This is a genomic window from Flavobacterium sp. F52 (genome assembly GCF_000278705.1).
GTDB lineage: Bacteria > Bacteroidota > Bacteroidia > Flavobacteriales > Flavobacteriaceae > Flavobacterium > Flavobacterium anhuiense.
The window spans coordinates 284142-308238 of the sequence record NZ_AKZQ01000025.1; the positions used below are offsets into that span (position 1 = coordinate 284142).

General features: G+C 35.9%; 13 protein-coding genes. 4 read left to right on the forward strand and 9 right to left on the reverse strand.

Annotation, left to right across the window (positions count from 1 at the left end; all coding sequences use genetic code 11):
* Positions 1-62: 62 nt before the first annotated feature.
* On the forward strand, positions 63-605 hold the full coding sequence (locus FF52_RS10900) for a CvpA family protein (protein ID WP_008465408.1): 543 nt from the start codon (positions 63-65) through the stop codon (positions 603-605).
* 154 nt (positions 606-759) lie between these two features.
* Here the strand turns inward: FF52_RS10900 and FF52_RS10905 are convergent, their stop codons facing one another.
* The 9 genes from FF52_RS10905 to FF52_RS10945 form a co-directional block, all read right to left on the reverse strand.
* Entirely contained in the window at positions 760-2706 is a 1947-nt protein-coding gene (locus FF52_RS10905; protein ID WP_008465410.1) for a sialate O-acetylesterase, read from the reverse strand.
* 116 nt (positions 2707-2822) lie between these two features.
* Entirely contained in the window at positions 2823-5060 is a 2238-nt protein-coding gene (locus FF52_RS10910; protein WP_008465412.1) for a glycoside hydrolase family 3 C-terminal domain-containing protein, read from the reverse strand.
* Between the two features lie 220 nt (positions 5061-5280).
* A complete protein-coding gene (locus FF52_RS10915; RefSeq protein ID WP_008465413.1) occupies positions 5281-6846 on the reverse strand; it encodes a GH39 family glycosyl hydrolase in 1566 nt (521 codons plus the stop codon).
* Between the two features lie 151 nt (positions 6847-6997).
* Positions 6998-9004, reverse strand: coding sequence for a glycoside hydrolase family 97 protein (locus FF52_RS10920; protein WP_035691406.1), 2007 nt, complete (start codon positions 9002-9004; stop codon positions 6998-7000).
* A gap of 265 nt (positions 9005-9269) precedes the next feature.
* The gene (locus FF52_RS10925; RefSeq protein WP_008465415.1) at positions 9270-11669 is read right to left on the reverse strand and encodes an alpha-xylosidase; all 2400 of its coding nucleotides are present in this window, start codon (positions 11667-11669) and stop codon (positions 9270-9272) included.
* Positions 11670-11866: 197 nt separating this feature from the next.
* Complete coding sequence (locus FF52_RS10930; protein ID WP_008465417.1) at positions 11867-14356, reverse strand: glycoside hydrolase family 2 TIM barrel-domain containing protein; 2490 nt, start codon at positions 14354-14356, stop codon at positions 11867-11869.
* Between the two features lie 137 nt (positions 14357-14493).
* Entirely contained in the window at positions 14494-15354 is an 861-nt protein-coding gene (locus FF52_RS10935; RefSeq protein WP_008465419.1) for a hypothetical protein, read from the reverse strand.
* 16 nt (positions 15355-15370) lie between these two features.
* On the reverse strand, positions 15371-16951 hold the full coding sequence (locus FF52_RS10940) for a RagB/SusD family nutrient uptake outer membrane protein (RefSeq protein WP_008465421.1): 1581 nt from the start codon (positions 16949-16951) through the stop codon (positions 15371-15373).
* 12 nt (positions 16952-16963) lie between these two features.
* Entirely contained in the window at positions 16964-20053 is a 3090-nt protein-coding gene (locus FF52_RS10945; RefSeq protein WP_008465424.1) for a SusC/RagA family TonB-linked outer membrane protein, read from the reverse strand.
* Between the two features lie 610 nt (positions 20054-20663).
* Here FF52_RS10945 and FF52_RS10950 point away from each other — a divergent pair.
* The 3 genes from FF52_RS10950 (at position 20664) to lepA (ending at position 24075) form a co-directional block, all read left to right on the forward strand.
* Complete coding sequence (locus FF52_RS10950) at positions 20664-21380, forward strand: NUDIX hydrolase (protein WP_008465426.1); 717 nt, start codon at positions 20664-20666, stop codon at positions 21378-21380.
* A 33-nt stretch (positions 21381-21413) separates the two neighbouring features.
* Entirely contained in the window at positions 21414-22115 is a 702-nt protein-coding gene (locus FF52_RS10955; RefSeq protein WP_008465429.1) for an NUDIX hydrolase, read from the forward strand.
* 163 nt (positions 22116-22278) lie between these two features.
* Entirely contained in the window at positions 22279-24075 is a 1797-nt protein-coding gene (lepA, locus tag FF52_RS10960) for a translation elongation factor 4 (RefSeq protein ID WP_008465431.1), read from the forward strand.
* The last annotated feature ends 22 nt before the right edge of the window (positions 24076-24097 follow it).

Sequence of the window (24097 nt, forward strand, 5' to 3'; positions counted from 1 at the left end):
CTATGAGCCTTTGGACCTAAAAAAGATATATCTTTGCGCCTCATTAAACACCAAACCCAAACATGAGTTTTTTTGATATTATTGTAGCCGCGCTTTTAGGATACAGTTTGTACAAAGGCATTAAAAATGGACTTTTTGTAGAAGTTGCTTCTTTTATTTCCCTGTTATTAGGAATTTATCTTGCCATTAAATTTTCTTCATTAATGACAGGAATGATTTCAAAGCACGTTTCTTGGAATCCGACTAATATTCAAATTACGGCTTTTATCCTGACCTTTATTTTGGTTGTAATTGGAGTTTACTTTTTAGCAAAAATTCTAACCGGAATTGCCGATTTTGCCATGTTAGGCTGGATGAATAAACTGGGAGGCGGATTTTTTAGGGTTTTAAAAACCATTCTAATTCTGAGTATTTTTATTGCTTTGTTTGAGAAAATAAACTTCAATAATACATTCGCTAAAAAAGAAACTTTAGACAATTCTATTTTTTATAATCCAGTAAAAAAAGTTGCAGCTTTTGTTTATCCGTCGATTGAAAAATGGTACGAAACGTTTAAAAAAGAGCACTCTAAGAAACCAGAAGAAAAAGAGCAGGCAAAAAAATAATTATAACGTTTAGAAATTAAATCCTGTCAATGCAAAAGAGCTCCAGCGGTGCGAAATTCACTTCGTTCCACTGGAGCTTTATTTTGCAAATTTTTATTATTCGCCTGTATACTTCTTAATAAGAACTTATCACTAATTATGAAGTACTTAGGACTTATTTACTCACTTTATATTTCTCATTCGCAGTTAGCATCTCCCAATTATCGGTTCTGAAAGGCGAAGCCGGAAATTTTTCTTTATTGAAAAGATTGATCGCCGTATCATCATCTGCCCAACCATAATGCACTGCTACAGGATTTTGCACCTGATCGCTCGAGACAATTACTTTGTTGTCCTTCATTATCGCTTTCGCGGAATGAAAAACTTTATCAGCACCAGCAATTTCGAAACCTTTTAACTCTACATTGTTTGGTGTTGATAATCCGCTGCCGATATTATCAAAAGTCAATACGATTTGGTTTCCTTTTATTTCTTGAGATTTGTAAGTTGGTCCGCTATGAACTTGTTTTTTGCCGTAAATATTATTCATGGCAATAGCTGCCAAACGTAGTCCAATATCTTGTTTGTTGGTTGGGTGAATGTCTTTGGCGTTTCCAATATCTGTGGTTACGGCCATTCCTGTGTTCGGCACTTTTAGTGTTTCAGACTGTGCTTCGCGAAGTTCTGCCCATCGGCTACCTTTCTGACTATTGCCCCCAAATTCGTCAAAAGTGGATAATTGAACGAAATAAAACGGGAAGTTTCCTTGTTTGAATTTTGTTCTCCAATCATTGATCATTAACGGAAATGATTTTTTGTATTCTGCTGCTCTCCAAACATTGGCTTCTCCCTGATACCATAAAACGCCTTGAATTCCGTAATGAACTAACGGATTTACCATCGCATTGTACAATAATGACGGATAACTGTTTGGTGATAAAGCTGTTTTTACAACAATAACTCTGAATTTCCATTTTCCGTCAAGCGGAATACTTTTACTGCCAATAGCCAGTTTTAGATCTTGTGCTTCACCATAAATCCCTCCACCTCCGCTGTTGTCAACAATTCGGACAGCAATTACATTTTTTCCTTCTTTTAAAACATTTCCAGGAACAGAATACACTCTTTTTAAATCGTATTGTGTGTTTCGGCCAATTTCGATTCCGTTTACATACGTAATATCCTCATCGTCAATTTTAGCTAAACTTAAAACGGCTTTGTTTTTAAGATCCTCGGCTGTGAGTGTAATTGTTTTTCGCATCCAAACTACGCCATCCAAATCTCCTAAAGGCTGATTTTCCCATAAACTTGGCGTATTGAGTTCGCCCCAAGAATTATCATTAAAAGAAAGTTCTTTAAATGAATCTTCGTTATCAGAGCTAACAGGATTTCCTTGAATTTTTTCAACTCTTTCTTTCATCTTTCTGGCATATAATTTTGAAATAGAGTCTACATTTAGAGTCGGAACATCGGCAATCATGGCTTTAAAATCAGGGCTGTTTTCAAAAGCCTCACGACTTGTCCAAGTTTCAACATTAGTTCCACCCCAAGAAGTATTAATAATTCCGATTGGAATTTTTAATTCAGCATATAATTTTCTCGCGAAATAATATCCAACTGCTGTAAAGTTGCCTACATTTTCTTTGTTGGATTCTTCCCATTTTCCTTGTTTTAAATCGTCTTTTGGAGTGCCGCTTAAATCTTGTACCACACCAAAATGACGGATCATTGGATAATTAGCATCTGCCATTTCTTTTTCGCCATTCATGGTTTTGAAAACCTGAAATTCCATATTCGATTGCCCGCTGCAAATCCAAACTTCTCCAACCAAAACATCTTTGATTGTGATTTTATTTTTCCCGATAATGGTCAATTCGAAAGGTCCGCCGGCTTTTTCAGCGCTTAAATTTACTGTCCATTTTCCGTTTTTATCGGCTGTTGTTTTCTTAACTTGTTTGTTGAAATGAATTTCTACGCTTTCATTTGCATCTGCAAAGCCCCAAATCGGAATTTGTTTGTCTCTTTGAAGCACCATTCCGTCAGAGAATATTAAAGGCATTCTGATATTAGCATTTGCTAAAACGCTAATTAACAAGAAAATAAATATTACGGTCTTTTTCATTTTTTAAATTTAAATATTTTTGAATCCTATAAGTTTATGTTAACTGATAAGTTTTTAAAACCAACGCCAGCTTTTTAATGGCTGGCGTTGATGGTTTAGTTATAACAATGACATTTTTATTTAACTGTTACTTGGATTTCTTTTTTAATATCTCTTGAAGAAGTTCCCAATTTGATAGTGTATTTTCCTGGTTCAACTGTCCATTTTTTAGAAGCAACATCATAATAAGCCAATTCTTTTACCGGTACTTTGATGGTTACTTTTGTTGAACTTCCGGCTTTTACCTCTGCTTTTTTGAAACCTTTTAATTCCTGAGCTGCACGAGTAATTTTAGAATCGGATTTTGATGTGTATAATTGAACGACCTCTTTTCCGTCTACTTTTCCTGTGTTTTTAACGTCGACTGTTACTTCTATTACATCGTTTTGAGCATAAGAAGTTTTGTCTGTTTTTGCATTATCAAGCGCAAAAGAGGTGTATGATAATCCGTAACCGAAAGGATAAAGTGGCGCTACATTTTTAGTATCAAACCAACGGTATCCAATCAAAAGTCCTTCAGCATAATTAACCGCTTTGTCTCCAGGAAAACTGTTGGTGGCATGCGCAGGAGAATCTTTTAAAGCAATTGGCATTGTCCAAGGCAGTTTTCCTGACGGATTTACTTTTCCTAAGATCACATCTGCCAAAGCATTTCCTCCCTCAGAACCATTAAACCAGCTCCAAACCAAAGCAGAAGATTTTTTGCTTACTTCATTAATATCAAATGGAGCACCCGCAATCATTACCACAATAGTTTTTGGATTTACAGCCAAAACTTTTTTGATTAATTCTTCTTGTCCGAAAGGTAAATGCAAATCTCTACGATCTGAAGCTTCTGTTTCGTAATCGCGGTTTGAACCTGCAAAAATGATTGCAACATCAGAGTTTTTAGCCGCATCAACAGCTTCCTGAACTTTTGCCGGATCTAGTTCGTCAATTGTCACTGGACCATTCGCAGTAATATTTCCTAAATTTCCTCTGTTTTTTTTATCGTAACGTTCTAAATATCCTTCCGCATAATTGATTTTAACTGAAGAAGGCAATCTGTTTTTAAGACCTTCTAAAGGCGTAACTTCTCTTTTCGTTTTAACTCCTGCTCCAAATCCGCCAAGAGCGTTTTTCTTTGTAGCATTATTTCCAATAACGGCAATAGATTTTACTCCGTCTAGTTGTAATGGTAAAGCGTTGTTTTCGTTTTTCAACAATACAATTGCTTCAGCAGCAATTTTGTAAGCGTCTTGGTAGTGTGCTTCAGTTGCGATGCTTCCTTTTGCACGCTCGCCTCCGCCCATTGCTTTCACTTGGAATAAAACTCTTAAAATTCGTTTTACATGCAGATCAATTTCTTTTTCCGAAACTTCTCCAGATTTAACTGCAACAATTAATTTATCGGCTAAGAAAAATTCATTGAAAGGTTTTGGCGTTCCCATTTCAATATCTAAACCATTTTTCAAAGATTTTGCTGTAGAATGCACTGCAGCCCAATCTGAAACTACGACACCTTTGAATCCCCATTCGTCACGAAGGATTTTATTCAGCATATAATCGTTTTCACATAAATATTCACCTCTAAATTTATTGTAAGCGCCCATAATGCTATAGGCCTTTGCTTCTTTTACCGAAGCTTCAAAAGCTGGAAGATAAATTTCACGAAGTGTACGCTCGTCAATTTGTACATCAACAAAATCACGATTCGTTTCCTGATTGTTTGCTGCGTAATGTTTCACGCAAGCCATTACATCTTTTTCTTGTAAACCAACAATCAAAGGCACTGCGATTTTTTTATTCAAAAACGGATCTTCAGACATGTATTCGTATGTTCTTCCTCCAAGCGGTGTTCTCACCATATTAATCGCTGGAGAAAGCAGCATGTCTTTATCTCTTGCACGTAACTCTTCTCCTAAACTGGTTCCAAAAGTATGTGCCATTTCTGCGTTCCATGTTGCAGCCAAAGCGCCACCTGCTGGATAATATGTTGCAAAGTCATTTGTCCATCCTGCTGGAGCCCAATTGTCGCGTGAGATTTCTTCGCGAACTCCCAACGGCCCATCGGCCATTTTTAATTCTGGAATTCCTAAACGTTTTACGCCTGCATTGGCGAACATGCTGTTTCCGTGAAGCATTCCCACTTTTTCTTCTAATGTCATCTGCGAAATCAGTTTGTCGATTTCTGCATCATGATCTGTGCTTATTTCTTTTCCAACGTATTCTTCGGTCTGCGCCGAATTTGAAGCTAAAGTTTGTGCATCATTTTTACAAGAAGTAAAAAATGCAAAAACCAAAGCCGATGAAAGGAACATCATTTTGTTTTTCATAGATAGTTAGGTGTTTTGAATTTAAAGATTTTGATTCCTCACACATAGCCTTCAAATCCAGTTAATAATTATATTATTTGTGGTTTTTTATCTAAAATTATTGTTTCATTAATTGTATGAAAATATTTTAACACATAGAACTAGGTATTAAAGCTAGCTTTTTCTGTAATCTTTAAAGAGAATAAAAATCTATGTTTCTATGTGTTTAAATTAAAATCTGTTATTGTTTAATTAAATTCAGCATCACAACATCATTTTCATTGATTTTAAATTCCTTGCTGAAAGTTCCTTTTCCGTCAATCGTAATTTTTTCTGTCGAAATTGGCGCCCCGTTATTTTTCTTTTTTATCGAATTGACTTGCTCACGTGTTAACTGGCTTGGTTTATTCATCGTTAGATAATCCGCGTAAGCGTCATTTACCTTATACCCCACTTTGTAAATTTCTAAGATATATTTTCCTTTCTGCATTCCGTTCACTTCAACTTTGACTTTTCCTTTTTCTTTTGATTGAAGGTCTTTTATGTAATAGGTTTGATTCAGCTCTTTATCGCCAGGATGAGTATTGGTAAAATCCCAAAGCAAAACTTGCACATCACCTTTTGTATTTTTAGAAACCCAAGAAGCTTTATCTGAATTCTGAAGTTCTGTTTCTCCCAATTTATTCATTAAATAATAAGAAAAATAGGCAGGCTTTTTAATTCCTTGCGTATTCAATAATCCGAAACCGCCGTGAAAAGGCGTAAATCTTGGCCCCGCTTCTTCAAAGATATCGGTAAAAACCCAATAGGACATGGAGTTTGCAGCATTTCCAACTTGTTTTATTTTTTGCAGAATATAAGCAGCCGAATGATAACTGTCATGAATTGGATCTGCTGGGGTATACGATGAACTCCATTCTGTATAATGCAATTCTAAATTTGGTTTAGCCGATTCTGTAATTTGTTTTCGTGAATTTATAATTTCTCCGCTTACGCTAAATTCATCTTTACTTAATATGGTTCCAGAAGTTCCGAATTCATCCAAATAGCCGTGCTTCACTCCGTATGCATGTGTTGAAATAAAATCAATCGGAAGATTATTCTTGGCACAAAAATCAATGGTTTCAGGAACCCAAGCTGCACCTGCTGTTGCTGGACCGCCCACTTTATAGGATGGATTTACTGCCTTTACGCCTCGAGCAGCGTAATCATATAATTTGAAATATTCTGTTTGTGTTCCTGTCCAAAAACCTGGTGATAAATTCGGTTCATTCCATACTTCAAAATACCAAGTTTTTACTTCTTCATCTCCGTAACGATCTTTAAAATGCTGCGTTAAATTTCTAATTAAATCTTCCCATTTTTTATAATCTTTTGGAGGCGTTACATTTCCCTTCCACCAAAAAATAGTTTCTTTTCCGCTTGCCAATGCATTCGGCATAAAACCTAATTCTACAAATGGTTTCATTTTGAGACTTACAATATAATCAAATAAAACGTCAACATATTGGTAATTGTATTCTGGATTTCCTTTTTCGTCTTCACGATAAACGGCCATATCATCAGACAATAAACCATGAAAGCGGATGTACTTAAAATCGCATTCTTTTTTAACCAATGCCAGTTGCTGCTGCCAATCGGCACGAAGTCCTTCATTTGCCCTTCCTGCGCCAATGCATTCTTTGAATATTGTGTTTAATTTTCCGGCAGTTTTATTGAAATCTACTTTTATGGTTCGGCTTTCATTTTGTGCGAACGAATTAATTGAAGAAATTAAAACGGCTGTTATTATTAAAAGTTTTTTCATCTGAAAATGGTTTCCTTTTTATTATCCTAACAGGTTTCCAAAACCTGTTAGGTATCTTTGCAATCCTAATATCTCAAAACTAATTATAATCTCACTTTAAATTAAATACCTAACAGGTTTTGGAAACCTGTTAGGATATTAAAACCAATAATTATATTTTTTTGAATCTAACAGCTCCACCACCTGCACCGCCTAATTTCAATTGTAATTTATCTGAAGCTTTTACGGTTTTCTTCGAAATTGCCACTGCTTCTGGATTATGCGTTTGGTCTGTTCCTTCAGCATCAACATAAATCTGTGCTTCGTATGTTGCATTTGGATCTAAGAATGATAATGAAACTTCTACATTTCTTGGTTTTTCATTGGTCAAAGTTCCTAGATACCAGTCGGCGCTATTTCTGTCTTTTCTTGCTGTTGTGATGTATTCACCAATTTTTCCTTCTAAGATTTTAGTGTCTTCCCAATCTGTTGGAACATCTTTTAGGAATTGCAAAGCTGGTTTCCCTTCGTAGTTTTCAGGAAGATCTGCCAGCATTTGAATCGGAGAATAAATCGTAACGTACAATGCCAATTGCTGACCCACAGTTCCCTGAATTCTTTTTCCTGGATAACCTTGTTTTACCTCAACATCAAAAATTCCAGGTGTGAAATCCATTGGACCAGAAAGTAATCTTGTAAACGGAATAATCGTTAAGTGGTTTGGTGGATTTCCTTCGCTCCAAGCGTTATATTCTTGACCGCGAGCCGCTTCTCTCGAAACCATGTTTGGATAAGTTCTTCTTTCTCCTGTATCTTTAATTGATTCGTGGTATAAAACAGCTAAATCGTATTGTGCCGCTTTTTCTAAAATGTATCTGAAATAGTTTACTCCAAACTGTCCAAAGTGCATTTGTTTCATATTCAATTTAGAACCAACATGACCGATTTTCACGGTATGAATACCTAGCTTTTTGTATAAGGCAAAACCTTCGTCAACTTCTTTTAAGTAGTTAATTAAGTTCGAACCTGTTTCGTGATAACCGATTAATTCGATATTCTTTTTCTTTCCGTATTCAACCACTTTTTCTAAGTCGAAATTGTCTGCGCTTTTCGTGAAGCTGAACATGTGCATACGGTTTTCATACCAACCCGGAGTCCATCCTTTATTCCATCCTTCGATTAATAAATGGTGAAAACCTTCTTTTGCTGTAAAATCAATATATTCTTCAGCATGTTTGGTTGTCGCACCTTGTTTGTCGCTTTCCCAGAAAGTATATTTCCCAATGTGCATTCCCCACCAAATTCCTAAATATTTATAAGGCTTGAAATAGCTGTTTGTGTTTTTTAATTTATTTGGTTCGTTTAAGTTTAAAACCAAATAAGAAGTAATTAATTCTCCTGGATTTTCCCCAATTTGAATAGTTCTCCAAGAAGAAGTAAACGAATCTTTCACACGAACTTTTACGCCATCTGCCCAAGGCACTAAATCTGATTTTAATTCTGTTCCCTTTGTGTTGACCAAAGTCATGCTTGCAAAATCATACAAGTTTGCTTCGTGGAAACTTAAAGCTAATCCGCTTTTGCTTTCGATTGTTAATGGAGTTAAAACCGTATCCAGTGTACTTACTGGCGCATCTTTGAAAAGATATTCGTCACGGTTTTCTCTATTAGCCGGAATCCACCAAGCTTTTCCATCTTCTTTTAAATTAAAAGTCGTTTTTTCATCCATGATGAAAATGCTGTCTTTTACATTTTGTTTTGGATAAACATATCTAAAAGCCACTCCGTCATCAAAAGCACGAAACTGAATCTGAAGTTTTCTTTTGTTTCCAGTTTTTTGCTGTAAATCAACAACTAATTGATTGTAGTGGTTTCTGATGTTTTTCTTTTCTCCCCAAACTTGTTCCCAAGTTTCATCAAAAGTCGAAGTTTTGGCTCCTTTGATTTCGAAATTTGAACTTAAGTCTTCATTTCCTTTCAACACAAATCCCATATCAGACGGAGAAATCACTTCTGTTTTTCCGTGAGAAACGGCATATTTTGGGGCGTTTTTTACCAGCTCAAATTTGATTTTGTTTTTTCCGTTTGGCGATGCCAATTCGTAAACGTTCTTCGTTTTTTGACTGTAGCCGATTGTCATTGAAAAGAGTACGGCTGGGAGAATAAGATAGTTTTTCATGTTTTTTGGTATTATGTTTTTTGCCACTGATTTAAAGGATTTTTTTCTTTTCTCTCGCAGATTTGGCAGATTGTGCAGATCTATTTTTTTAATTGTTTCAATCTGCATTTCCTATACTGATTAAAAAATCAAAAAAATCTGCTTGATCTGCTAAATCTGCGAGAGAAATAACCTCTCAATCTGTGGCTATATTTTTTCACCACAAATTCCGCAAATTATCACAAATTCAATTCGTGTTAATTCGTGCAATTTGTGTTTAACTTTTTTATTTTGCCCACTCTGTTTTGAAAGTGGTTTTTCCATTTAATGGATTTGCTGCTACATCAAAATTGTTTCCAGTTTTGTTCACTTTTATTTCTTGAACTGCATCACCTTCTGGTAAAAATACTTTGGCTGCTGCCGAAGTCGTTTTATCGCTTGCAAATACTTTTAATGTCAGTTTGCTCCAATCCATATCTTTGGTTGACTGCGCCAAACCAATGTGCGGAATCGCTGTTCCATCTTTTACTAAAACTACGATTGGCACTTCGCCCGCTTTGATTTTATGCCAGCCAGATTGATAGACTTTTTTAGTTTGATAATCAATCCAAGTTCCTTCTGGAAGGTAAACGTCTCTTTCTTCAACTTCTTCAAAAAGCGGTGCAACCAACATGCTTGATCCAAATAAATATTGATTATCAACTAACCAAGCTCCTGGATCATTTGGATATTCTACAAATAAAGCACGCATCATTGGTAAACCTTTTTGAGAACTTTCTTTTGCTTGAGCGTAGATATATGGCATTAATTCGTAACGCATATTATCTGCTTTTCTAAATCCTTCTAAGAATTCTTTGCTATACAACCAAGGTTCGCGAGGCGGTTCTCCGTGGCTTCTTACGTGTGAAGTAAACATTCCAAATGGCGTCCATCTTCTGTAAATGTTTTCAGGTGATTTAGTTGCAAATCCTCCAACATCATGACTCCAGAAACTAAATCCTGAAAGACCTAAAGAAAGTCCGCCACGTAATTCTGCCGACATTGCTCCGTTTGTAGTTTCAGAATCTCCTCCCCAATGTAATGGGTAACGCTGGCTTCCAGCCCAAGTACTTCTTGCCCAAATTAAAGTATATCCTTTTTCTTTTTGAGTAATTTCTGCAACTGCTTTATTGTATCTTAATGGATATAAATTATGCTCGTAGAAACCTGTTCTTCCAGAATGGTAAATTCCGTCTGGCGGTGCTGCTTCTCCAAAATCAACCTTAAAAACCGCGACCCCATCATCAAACAACTTTTTCAATTTTCCTTGGTACCAAGAAATAGTTTCTGGATTTGAGAAATCTAAAACAGCATCTTCGTACGGAAGATTTCCTTTTCTGTCTCTTACCGCTAAGTTTTTATCCATGATTTCTGGAAACAAAGTATTCTTTGGCGTGAAATAAGGCAACTGCCAAAGACAAACTTGGAAACCGTCTTTCTTTAAATCAGACATCATTTTTGTAGCATCTGGGAAACGAGATTTTGCAAACTCGTAGTTGTTTCTCCAATCTACATCAAACCATCCTGTATCAAAATGAATAACATCGGTTGGGATTTTATATTTACGCAAATCTCTTGCTACATCTCTTCCTTCTTTTTCTGAGAAATACGTAATACGGCTCATCCAAAAACCAAATGACCAAAGTGGCGGCATTGCCGCTTTTCCAGTCAAATTCGTGTATTGATCTAAAATGTCTTTTGGTTCTCCAATGAAGAAAAATAAATCGGCTTCGTCGTCTCCAATATACATTTCGTTGGCACTTGAAAAATATTTTCCGAAGTCAACTGTAATTGGTGTTGAATGGTGCATGAAAACTCCGTAACCACGACTGCTCATGTAAAACGGAATTGGTTTGTACATCGTTTCATTTTGGATTCCGTTGGCGTCATCCGTCCATAAAACTACTTTTGAACCGCGTTTGTTGAATTGTGTGAATGATTCACCACAGCCAAATATTTTTTCGTCTGGTTCTAAACTGAACGCAGCGCCCATACTTCTTGAGTAATCGCTGTTTCTGCGAACATAAGAAAACGGAAGTGTTGGCGTATAGGTATTTTTAAAATCAGTATCGTGAAGCGTGCTTGTTAGCAGTTTTCCTTTTTCATCATAAATTTTTACGTGCCAAGGTTTTACTAATATTTCAACTTTTCCGTGTTTGCTGGTATAACTGTGACCACCTTCGATTTTAGCATATTTCCATAATTCTGGATGATTTGGCGAAACACCGTCAACCAACATTAAAGATTCTTTTTGTGGATGAAACTGTGGTCCAGAAGTCGTTTTGATACGAAGGGTTCTATCTGAAACAAACTGAATTTCGAATGGCAAAACTGGCGAAGCTTCATATTCTGTTGTTGGGAATTCGTTTGCTTTTTCCACATCCGGTTTCATCATCATATTGTTGAAAGCCTGACGTGTTTTATAATTGTATCTTAAATATTTAATTGTTCCTTTTCCCGTTGCAGGATCAAAAGAAGCCAATTCGTCTGCGAAATAAAAAGTATTCAGATAGTTCTGAAAATCTTTACTGATATCGATTGGTGCATTCAGTACATCTGCATTTTGGATTTGAGCATTAGCATTTGGAACTGCCAAAAATCCAAACATAACAGCAGAAAATAATGCGGTTAGTTTTGAGTTTTTCATGAGTTAGTTTTATTTCTTTATATATCTTAAAATCTTTTAAACACATAGAATCATAGCTTATCGGAGTCTTTAAAAAAGGCGTTTCACTTGTTTAAATTCACATAGCTATGTGTTAGAAACTAGTTTCTTTTAATTTTCTTTTTTACAAACAAAAAATCTATGTTTCTATGTGTTTAAATTTTAACGTATTATTACTTTTATTCAGTCGTAATTACAATTGTCGATTGTTTTAGTCCATTCGCTTTTGCTGTTAATTCCAATCTTCCAGATTTATCTCCCGATTGCACAATCACCAAACATTTTCCTGCCAAAGCTGTATGTTTATTTCCTTTGTACGATTCGTGGCTAACTGGATCTCCGCTACAAACGCCTACAATTTTTCCGTTTCCTTTTAAAGAGAAATTAATTTCGTTATTTGCATTTGGTGCTAAAGTTCCTTTAACATCTAAAATATCAACTGTAATAAATGACAAATCATTTTTATCCGCTTTGATGGTGCTTCTATCTGCAGTTAATTTTAATTGTGCAGGATTTCCAGCGGTTTTAATTTCTTTTTCTAACACTACTTTTCCATCTTTACGAGAAATGACTTTTAAAGTTCCCGCTTCAAAAGGAATTCTCCACATTACGTGCAAATCATCTCCTTTTTTACTTCGTTTTCCAACTGATTTTCCGTTTACGAAAAGTTCCACTTCATCTGCATTATTATAGTATGCCCAAACGTCAACCGTTTGTCCAGCTTTCCAATTCCAATGAGGGAAAACGTGAAGAACCGTTTTATTTGTCCATTCACTTTGGTACATATAATAAACGTCTTTCGGGAAACCGGCTAAATCTACAATTCCGAAATACGAACTTACGGATGGCCATTCGTATGGCGTTGGTTCTCCGATGTAATCGAAACCTGTCCAAACATACATTCCTGCTAAGAAATCATGTTTTTTAATGATTTTCCAAGTTGCTTCGTGCGTAGATCCCCAAGGTGTTTGAACTTGATCATATGCTGAAACGGTGTTTCCTGGATTTCCTTCTGTAAATTTAAGATCCCATCTTATTGGCCATTTTTTGATAGTATCTGAAACAGCGTCATAATAACCTCTTGTCTGCAAACCTGAAGTAGTTTCAGTTGCAATGAAAGGAGTTTTTGGGAAGTTCTTTAGATGATGTTCAAATGTCTGGTGCGCATAATTGTATCCGATTAAATCTAAAACTCCAGATCCAGCAAGCGGATTAATCGACACATCTTTTTTCTCAAATTGTAAAGTCACAGCATCAATATTCATATTTACAGGTGGATTCATTCCAGCTGTAAGCGGACGCGTTTTATCGTATTGACGTGTAATTGCGGCTAATTCTTTTGCAATCTCGATACCTTTTTCATTCCATTGTTCTGGAATTTCGTTTCCAATACTCCACATAAAGATGCTTGGATGATTTCTGTCACGGCGCAATTGATCTACCAAATCTTTTTTATGCCATTTGTCCCAATCATTAGCATAATCATATTTGGTTTTATTTTGTTTCCACATATCGAAAGCTTCATCCATGACAATGAAACCCATTTTATCGCAAAGATCTAAAAGTTCAGGTGCAGGCGGATTATGAGAAGTTCGGATTCCGTTTACGCCCATTTCTTTCAGAATTTCTAACTGACGTTCGATTGCACGTGTGTTGATTGCAGAACCTAATGGCCCTAAATCGTGGTGCATACAAACACCTTTTATTTTGACTTGTTTTCCATTCAAAATAAAACCTTTGTTTAGGTCAAATTTGAAATCTCTGATTCCGAAAGTGGTTTTGTATTGATCGACGATTTTATCATCAACAGAAATTTCAGTAACTGCAGTGTAGAGTTCCGGTTTTTCGACTGACCATAAAATTGGCGATTCAATTTCAGCTTTTACATTTAGCAATGTGCCACTTTTTGGAGTAAGAGTCATTTCTATAACATCAGCTGATCCTACTTTTTTATCTTCTTTATAAATAGTAGTTACTAATGTGAATTTCTTTGATTCAGAATGATCATTCTGAATTCGATTTTCAATATTTATCGAGGCTTTTTCAGGTGTAACTTTTGGAGTTGTAACGTAAGTTCCCCATTGCCCAACATGAAGTTTATCTGTGGTTTCGATCCAGACATTTCTAAAAATTCCTGAACCCGAATACCAACGTGAATTGGGTTGTTTTGAATTGTCAACCTTAACAATAATTTCGTTGTTTTTGTCTCCGTAGTTTAAGTACGGCGTAATTTCATATTGAAAACCAATATATCCGTTTGGACGTTTTCCTAAATAATGCCCGTTTACCCAAACTTCGCTGTTTCTATAAACGCCATCAAAAGTGATTGAAGTAATTTTTGTGCTGTCTTCTGCAGCAACTTTAAATGTTTTTTTGTACCAACCCAGACCTCCATTTAGAGATCCTCCGCCATAACCGCCAGGACTTTTTTCATCAAACTTTCCTTCGATGCTCCAATCGTGAGGAACGTCTAAAGTTCTCCATTTTGTTGAAGCTCCAATAGTATCTTTATCAACAATACTATCGTTTAGATGAAAGCTCCAATCTGCATTAAAAGAAACTTTTCGGTTTACAAATGCATCTTCTTTTTTTGCACAAGAATTCAAGAAAAGAACTCCGGCTGCAACTGCCCATAAACTTATGTTTTTTATGTTTTTTATAATATGCATGGGTACTTTTTTGTTTTTTGGAATTTGAAGATAGAAATAAAAAACGGTTTCATTTATTTCTCCATAAAATAATTTAAGTCTCAGTCTTAAAGAACATTACGAATGCTTTTAGGACTGAGACTTCAAAACTAACTAACTTACGATTTCGGCTTGTAGTGGAATACAATTAGACAAACTCCTTCACCAGTTCTGCTTTGATCACGCACTACTGCTAATCTTAAAGATGTTGCTGTAAGCTCAACCACTTTTACACTGATCCAGTTGCTGCAGTCTCCATAATAGTCTCCACCGTAAAGCATTTGTACTCCACCGTTAAAAACCAATTTATTATTTGCAATATCAAATGAATAGGTTCCTTTTTTTGTTGTTTGATTGTTGTTTGCAATCGCTGTTTGAGTAACCGATGTATTGTAATTTCCATTTAAATCAAAATACATTTCTCCCCAGTTTTTGTTAGCCATTACCCAAGAGTTGCTTGCGTAATCTGGAAACCAATTCCAATAGTCACTACCTTTTGGATTATAAGGATAATCTAAACCTGCCCATCCCACTGGATCTGTAAAATCTAAAACCCATGTTTTTCCGTCAACACCATTAGTTAACATTTGCCATTTCGGATCTCTAAAATAACTTTCGTCATTCTCAGGGACGTTTACAGTCACAGGGGCAGCTTCTACAGAACCTCCTCTTGTGTAAGCGGTATAGTAAATTGTATATTTTCCTGCAAAAGGCAAAATCACTTGATCACTGCTTTTGTTAGAATGTCCCAGTTCATTTCCCGATGCATCTACATATTTCCAAAATGGAATTACCGTTGGATCATCACTTTTAAAGTTTACAAGATTTTTATTTGTAGCATCTTGCGTTACAGAAAACTTAAGTGTTTCTGATGTCAAAGTAACTGCTGGAAGGCTTTCGCGATCCTCGATTGCCTCGCAAGAAAATAACAGCGAACCCATTGTAACAGCTGCTATTAAAATATATAATATACGTTTCATAGTCTTTTGTTTTAAATTAATTCCAGCCTGGATTTTGAGTTATTGTACCATTTGAAAGAATGATCTGAGATTGCGGTAATGGGAACCAACCTTGAGTCTCTGTTCTAAAAGTTACATTAAACTGAGAATCTCCAGTGTTGTTATCAATAGCTGCTTTTGCAACCGTCATTCCTTGTCTTATTAAGTCAAAATAACGAAGTCCTTCAAGCGCTAATTCTAACTGACGCTCTTTCATGATGTTCTCTAAACTGACTGTTTTTCTGTGAGTAGTATTTTTAAAAGCACGATCACGTACTCTATCATAATCTGCCTGTGCTAAAGCTGGGTTCGATTGTAAATTCAACTCAGCTGCCATTAGCAATACATCTGAGAAACGAATAATAGCATAATCTTGGTAGTTGTCAATTTGAAAATTTCCTCCGTTTGCCTCTACGACAGCTGTTCCTGCTGCATTGGTAATTGGACAATATTTTTTCCAAGAATATCCTGTGTACTGACGCTGCTCTCTAGCTTGCGGATCAAAATTTAAATTTTCACCTGCATAATCAATAAATGATGCTGCTTTTCTGGTATCTCCAGCTTCGTAAGAATCTACCAACTTAGGATTTACTGTCGCTCCTCCCCAGCCTGTTGCATATCTTCCTATTGATCCTCCACGAGGCGCAATGTTTACCTGAAAACGGTTTCCTTCATGAAGATCCCAGTTTCCTTTTCCTGAACCGTTAAAACGAACCGCCCAAACCATTTCTGTATTATCTTCTCCAACGAAATTTTCGAAAGACGCTGCTAACCAAAGATTAGCAAAATCAGCCACTAAACCGTGTCCGCTATTATTTACGGCATCATTAATATAAGCTGTTGCTTCTGCTTTAGAAACTACACCAGCTAAATCTGCTTTACCATATGTTCCTGTATAGAATAAGAATGTTCTAGCCAAATACGCTTCTGCAGCCCATTTTGTAATACGCCCATAATTAGCATTTCCTGCTTGTGAGTAGTTTTCTGGACCTAAATTATCTGCTGCAAATTTTAAATCGCTTGCTATTAAAGCATACGTAACTTCTGGAGCTTGTCTTGGTAATTCGAACTCACTTGTTGTTACCGTATGGTCAAGTGGGATAATATCTCCAAACATTTTAGCTGCTGTAAAATGAAAGTGCGCTCTTAAGAAACGTGCCTCAGCTTCGTAGCGAGTTTTCAAAGCTGTATCTGATCCCCAATTTACTTTGCCTAAATTTTCTAATAAAATGTTAGCTCTGTAAATTCCTAAATAAGCATTTGACCAAACATCTTTGTTCATGTCTTTGTCCGAAACGTACAAGAAACGATCCCATTCGATATCGGTTTGAGCATCGGCAATACCATAACCTCCAAAGCAATCATCAGAAGCTTGCTCGCTAATTAATAATGGTCCGCCGTAAGCTTCGCGCTGTAAAACATCATAAACTGCTACAAGACCTTCAAAAGCATCAGAAGGCGTTTTATAAAAATTCTCTGTTACCTTATCAGTATATGGTTCGTTTTCCAAGAAATCCTGCGAACAAGCTCCTAAAGTAAGTAAGCTTGAAAGCGCAAATAATTTTATATATGTTTTCATAATTTTCGAATTTTAAAAGTTAACATTCAGCCCCATTAAATAGGTTCTTGGCTGTGGATAATATCCAACATCAATTCCTTTAGCCCAAGATTGATTTACGTTTCCGAAACCAATTTCTGGATCCATTCCTTTGTACTTTGTGAATGTGTAAATGTTATTTCCTGCCACGTACAATCTGAATTTAGAGAAGAACTTTAATCCATCTGTCAACTTCGTTAAATCACATCCGATTGTAGCGTTTTTAATTCTGAAGAAATCTGAATCCTGAATATATAAATCTGAGAATTTAGTATAGTTTCCGTTTGCATCAGTTCCGTAAGTTACTCTTGGAATTCTGTTCGAAGTTCCTTCAGTTGTCCATCTGTTCAACACATCTGTAGTGTTGTTTGTGTAAGCACGTGTATAATCGTGAACTCCAAAAACGTTTTGCCCGCCAGCAATACCGTAAGTATTAACAGATAAATCAAAAGCTTTGTATGATAATTCTAAATTAACACCGTAATTAATATCAGGGTTTGGATCTCCTACTTTAGTCTTATCATTGGCATCAATTTTTCCGTCACCATTTAAGTCTACGAAACGAACGTCTCCCGGCTGTGCATTTGGCTGAACACCCGCTGCAACTTCTGTAGCATTTTGGAAAATTCCGTCTGTTTTTAATCCGTAGAAATAACCCATTGGTTTTCCAACCTCAACACGGTTCATCTCGTCTAAACCTTGGAATAGTACATTTGATTCTCCGTGAATGATTCCTTCGTTGTTTGCAATTCTCAACACTTCATTTTGGTTGCGAGAAAGGTTTGCATTAATAGCAAAATTCCAGTCTTTTCCAAAATGTGTGCGATAAGCCAAACCAATTTCAAAACCTTTATTGCTTACGTCACCACCATTAATATAAGGGGCAGTGGCTCCTGCATAAGCTGGTATAGAGGCCAATACTAACCAATCTTTGGTTTTCTTGTCGTAGTAATCAAAAGTTAAAGTAAAGTTGGTAAACAAGGTAGCATCAAAACCTAAATCTAACTGCTCAGAAGTTTCCCATTTTAAGTTACGGTTTGCTAACTGATCTGGGCTTGAACCTACTAAAAGAGTTTCATCACCAGTTCCAAAATGATATGTTTTATCTGTTGAGTTTACTACAGACATGTAAGCAAATCTTCTTGCAAATTGGTCGTTACCATTTTGTCCCCAGCTCGCTCTTAATTTGAAAGTATTTAAAACCTTGTTTTCTTTGAAGAAAGCTTCCTTATCTAAATTCCAACCTGCAGAGAATGATGGGAAAATAGCATATTTATTATCTGGACCAAATTCTGATGAACCGTCACGACGAACTGTTGCAGAGAATAAATACTTATTGTTATAATCGTACAATAAACGTCCGAAGTAAGACTGGATTGCATAATCTCTACGGTTTCCTTTTACAACATTTGATGTAGGATCCTTTGCATTGTCTAGATATGCGTGCTCGAAATCATCAAAAATTAAGTTTCTTCCTTGCCCTTCCAGATAATCAGACGTATTCTTTTTTGCAGAAGTACCTACTAAAACATCAAAATTATGAGAAGTAGCAAGATTGAATTTGTATTGAAGTGTATTCTCAAAAATCCATCCTAACGATTTTGTTGCACTTTGAGTTACGCTCGAAACCGTATTGTTGTCATTTGAAGAAAGTGAATAAACAGGTCTGAATGCACGGTAATTGCTATCTGTCATATCAACCCCATAACTAGTTCTGAAAGTAAAATTCTTTGCAAATTTTAATTCGGCAAAAATATTACCTACATAACGATTCGTCTTAGTCTGATTAAAGTTGTTGTAATATAAAGATCCAACCGGATTGCTGATATCTTGAGAAATAATAGAACGAGCAAAATCTCCGTTCTCATCATAGGGCTGATCAATTGGGGCTGCATTTAAGAAACTTCTAATCGCATTGCTGTAGATACCATCGTCGGCAACACCGCTTGACTTGATGTTTGATAAAGTGAAATTTTCTCCGATTTTTAAGTACCCTTTAATTACTTCTGAAGTAGAGTTTGCTGTAAAAGTAATACGGTCATATTGAGATTGATTGGTAGATCCTCCAATCATACCTTCTTGTCCGTAGTACGATAAACCTGTTGCAATCGTAGATTTTTCGTCACCACCTGTAATCAAAAGCGAATGATTTTGTTTCATTGCGCCTTCATTAAATAAATCTTTCTGCCAATCGTGATCAGGAAATCCTGCGATTTGCTCTTTTGTGTATAACGGAGCATATCCTGAATTTACACGAGCTTCATTCATGATCGTTGTATATTCTTGCGTATTCATTAAATCAAGTTTTTTGGCAATTTGCTGAAAACCTGTATAAGTACTGAAAGACACATTCATTTTACCATCTTTACCTTTTTTGGTTGTAACCAAGATAACTCCATTTGCAGCTCTTGCTCCGTAGATAGAAGCTGCCGAAGCATCTTTTAAAATGTCAACCCTTTCAATAACAGAGGGATCAAGATATCCAATTCCGTTATCTACTACTACACCATCAACCACATAAAGAGGATCGCTATTTCCTGCTGTACCTGCTCCACGAATATTTACCACCATATTCGCTCCAGGCTGACCAGAAGATGAAGTTACAGAAACCCCAGAAGCCTGACCTTGTAAAGCATTTACAACATCAAGAGATGCCACTTGCTGAATGTCTTTTCCAGACACCAATGAAGTCGCAGCAGTATTAACTTTCTTCTTTTGAGTACCGTAACCGATCACTACAATTTCTTTAAGTTCTGCAGTTTCTGGCTGCAAAACCGCATTGATCACTTTTTGAGTTCCAACCGTAATATTCTGCGATTTGAATCCTACAAAAGTGATTACTAAAACATCTCCTGTTTTAGCCTCCAATTTATATTTTCCATCAAAATCGGTAACAGTACTCGATTTTGTTCCCTGTACTTGGACAGTTGCTCCTGGAACTCCAAATCCGTCTTCGGAAGAGGTAATTGTCCCACTAACAGTTTTGGATTCTTGAGCAAATCCAAACTGCATCATAAATACGCTAAGCAGCACCGCCATAAAATATGGAAGCTTTGTTGTTTTAATACAATTTTTGCTTTTCATAATAAGAATTGATTAAGTTTAAGTTATAGTTAGTGTTTTCTACCCTAAGAGAAATCTGGAAAAACTTCCCAAGCAGGTCATGCCGAAAAAGAGGGCCTGAATCTCTTTTCCAACATGTAGTACTTGTAGACTATAAGCAACTTCAAAATCGATTCTTTTGGCAAATTTGACGATGGTAATCTCATCAAAAAGCGATTAAAATCAATTCCTAAAAAAACATTTGTGGTAAGTTTAAGTTAAGTTGTAGTTTTGCCTTTTTTACTTATAGTCAATCTGAATTTATCTTATGGTAAATTTGACTACAAGTGTAAAACAAATTTTCTATATTAACAATATTTTAGGGTTATTTTTTTTTGATTCTGATTAATTGTAATTCATTTTTATGAATGTTGTAAAACCTGAAGGGGAATTGAAATAAAAAATATAGAAAAATCAATGTTTTCATAAAATTGACCGTCAGTCATTTAGAAGTTTAATAGAATTCAAAAGCTTTTTTTACACATTCTTAAACATTTGATTTTCAATTTTTTGTTTCATTCAAAAAATATAAGGCTTTCAAAAAGGCTAATAATGATTTTATTTATTTAATTTGTCAAAATTTATCTCATATATGGTTGAAAATGTAGACGACAAAACTGCTTATAAAAATGAAAACAGCGCGATGAATGCCATCACGATTGACTGTGTCATTTTTGGTTTTGACAAAGGCAGTCTCGAAGTGCTTTTAGTGCAGCATGCTGAAGGTATCAGTAAAGGAAAATGGGGGCTTCCAGGAGGATGGATTTATAAAAAAGAAAGCACAGACAATGCGGCTCATCGTTTATTGAATGAGCTTACAGGTCTTGATAATATTTATCTGGAACAGCTGAAAGCATTTGGAGATCCAGATCGTTTTCCGCTGAGACGTGTCATTACAATTGGTTATTATGCCCTTGTAAAAAGAGAAGATTATAATATTAAAGCAGGTTTTACGGCTTCTGATGCGCAATGGTATAAAATCAACGAAATTCCAGATTTGATTTACGACCATAATGAGATTTTAGATTACAGTTTAAAACACCTTCGAAACAGGGTTCGTCAAGCCCCAATTGGATTTAATTTGCTTCCTGAAAAATTCACTTTATTGCAATTGATGCAACTTTATGAAGAAATTTTAGGAATCGAAATGGATAAGCCCAATTTCAGACGAAAAATTCTGCACATGAAACTCTTGGTGGCATTAGACGAAAAACAGCAAGATGTTTCACATAGAGCAGCTCAGCTATACAAATTTGATCCAGAAATTTATAATCAATTAACTGAAAAGGGATTTAATTTTGTATTCTAATTTTCAATAAACAATAATTACGACAACAATACATTGGCAGAAATAACTAATCATCATCACAAACCAGCCGTAGAGGGAATCACAATTGACTGTGTTTTCTTCGGATTTAACAAAGAGAGCCTCGAAGTTCTCTTGGTTCAGCACGCTCAAGGTGAAAGTAAAGGCAAATGGGGACTTCTTGGCGGATGGCTTCAGCTGGATGAAAGTGCCGATGATGCTGCGCAACGTATTTTGCAAGAACTTACAGGACTTGAAAATATTTATCTAGAACAGCTAAAAGCATTCACAAATCCAAAACGTGTTCCAGAAAGACGTGTTGTAACGATTGGCTATTACACTTTGGTGAATCGTGAAGATTATAATATTAAAGCCAGTTTGAGAGTTATCGAAGCCAAATGGTATAAAATAAAAGATATTCCTGAGTTGATCTTTGACCACAATGAAATTTTAAATTTCAGTTTATTACAGCTCAGAAACCGTGTGCGTCAGGCTCCAATTGGTTTTAATCTTCTTCCAGAAAAATTTACTTTATTGCAGCTCATGCATTTGTACGAAGAAATTCTTGGAATTGAATTGGACAAATCTAATTTCAGACGAAAAATTCTTCACATGAAACTGCTCACAGCATTAGATGAAAAACAAAAAGACGTTTCGCACAGAGCTGCTAAACTTTATAAATTTGATGATGAGATGTACAAAAAATTAACTGAAAAAGGATTTAATTTTGAATTTTAACGCCAATTTTAATTCACATCTTTCAACTATCGAAGATCAGCATTCCAGAATCCAAAACTTTGCGCTATCTTTGCGCCTTAATAACATGCTTTAAAGTAATTGCTTTGAGGCAGATTATTCCCAAAAAAAGACTTAAAATCGATTAGAGAACCGATATATTAAAATGAAGAAGATACGTAATTTTTGCATTATTGCACACATTGACCACGGTAAGAGTACATTAGCAGACCGATTACTAAGTGCTACACAAACCGTTTCTGCCCGTGAAGAAAAAGCACAATTGCTTGACAACATGGACTTGGAACGCGAGCGTGGAATTACCATTAAGAGTCATGCCATTCAGATGGAATACAAATACAAAGGCGAGGAATATATCTTAAACCTAATTGATACTCCTGGCCACGTAGACTTTTCGTATGAAGTTTCTAGATCTATCGCTGCCTGCGAAGGCGCTTTATTGATTGTCGATGCGGCACAGAGTATTCAGGCACAAACAATTTCAAACTTATATTTAGCACTTGAAAACGACTTGGAAATTATTCCTGTTTTAAATAAAGTCGATTTGCCGAGTGCAAACCCTGAAGAAGTTAGTGATGATATTATCGATTTATTAGGATGTAAATTGGAAGATATTATTCATGCTTCAGGAAAAACTGGTTTTGGTGTGGAGAACATTCTGGCTGCCATTATCGAAAAAATTCCTGCTCCAAAAGGAGATCCGGAAGAGCCGTTGCAAGCTTTGATTTTTGACTCAGTTTACAATCCATTCCGTGGAATCGAGGTAATTTTTAGAGTTGTAAACGGTGAAATCAAAAAAGGCCAAAAAATTAAATTTATGGCTACAGATAACGAATATTTTGCTGACGAAATTGGAACTTTAAAATTAAATCAAGTTCCTAAAAATGTAGTTTCTGCAGGAGATGTTGGATATTTGATTTCTGGAATTAAAGAAGCTCGTGAAGTAAAAGTGGGTGATACCATTACAGATGCAAAAGTGCCTACAACCAATATGGTTGCCGGTTTTGAGGATGTAAAACCGATGGTATTTGCGGGTATTTATCCTGTTGATACAGAAGATTACGAGGACTTGCGTTCTTCTATGGAAAAATTACAGTTAAATGACGCTTCATTAGTATTTACTCCTGAAAGTTCTGCGGCATTAGGATTCGGTTTCCGTTGCGGATTCTTAGGAATGCTTCACATGGAAATTATCCAAGAACGTTTAGAACGTGAGTTCGACATGACTGTAATTACTACGGTTCCTAACGTTTCGTACTTAGCGTATACTAAGAAACATCCAGAAACGCCAATCGTTGTAAACAATCCTTCAGATTTACCAGAGCCTTCAAAATTGGATAGAGTTGAAGAGCCTTTTATTAAAGCAACAATCATTACAAAAGCCGATTTCGTTGGAAACGTAATGAGTTTATGTATTGAAAAACGTGGTTTAATCACCAACCAAACGTATTTAACAACAGAACGTGTTGAGTTGAATTTTGATATGCCATTGGCCGAAATTGTATTCGATTTCTACGATCGTTTGAAAACAGTTTCTAAAGGTTACGCTTCTTTCGACTACTCTCCTATTGGAATGAGAACTTCGAAATTGGTTAAACTTGACGTTCTTTTGAATGCTCAAACCGTTGATGCGCTTTCTGCATTGATCCACGAAGACAACGCTTATAACATAGGTAAAAAAATGACCGAAAAACTGCGTGAACTTATCCCAAGACAGCAATTTGATATTCCGATTCAAGCTGCAATTGGAGCTAAGATTATCGCTCGTGAAACTATTAAAGCACTTCGTAAAGACGTTACTGCAAAATGTTACGGTGGAGATATTTCGCGTAAGCGTAAACTTCTTGAAAAACAGAAAAAAGGTAAAAAACGTATGCGTCAAGTAGGAAACGTTGAGATTCCGCAAGAAGCATTTATGGCTGTTTTAAAATTGAATGACTAGATTTTCTTTTTAGATAAAAAGA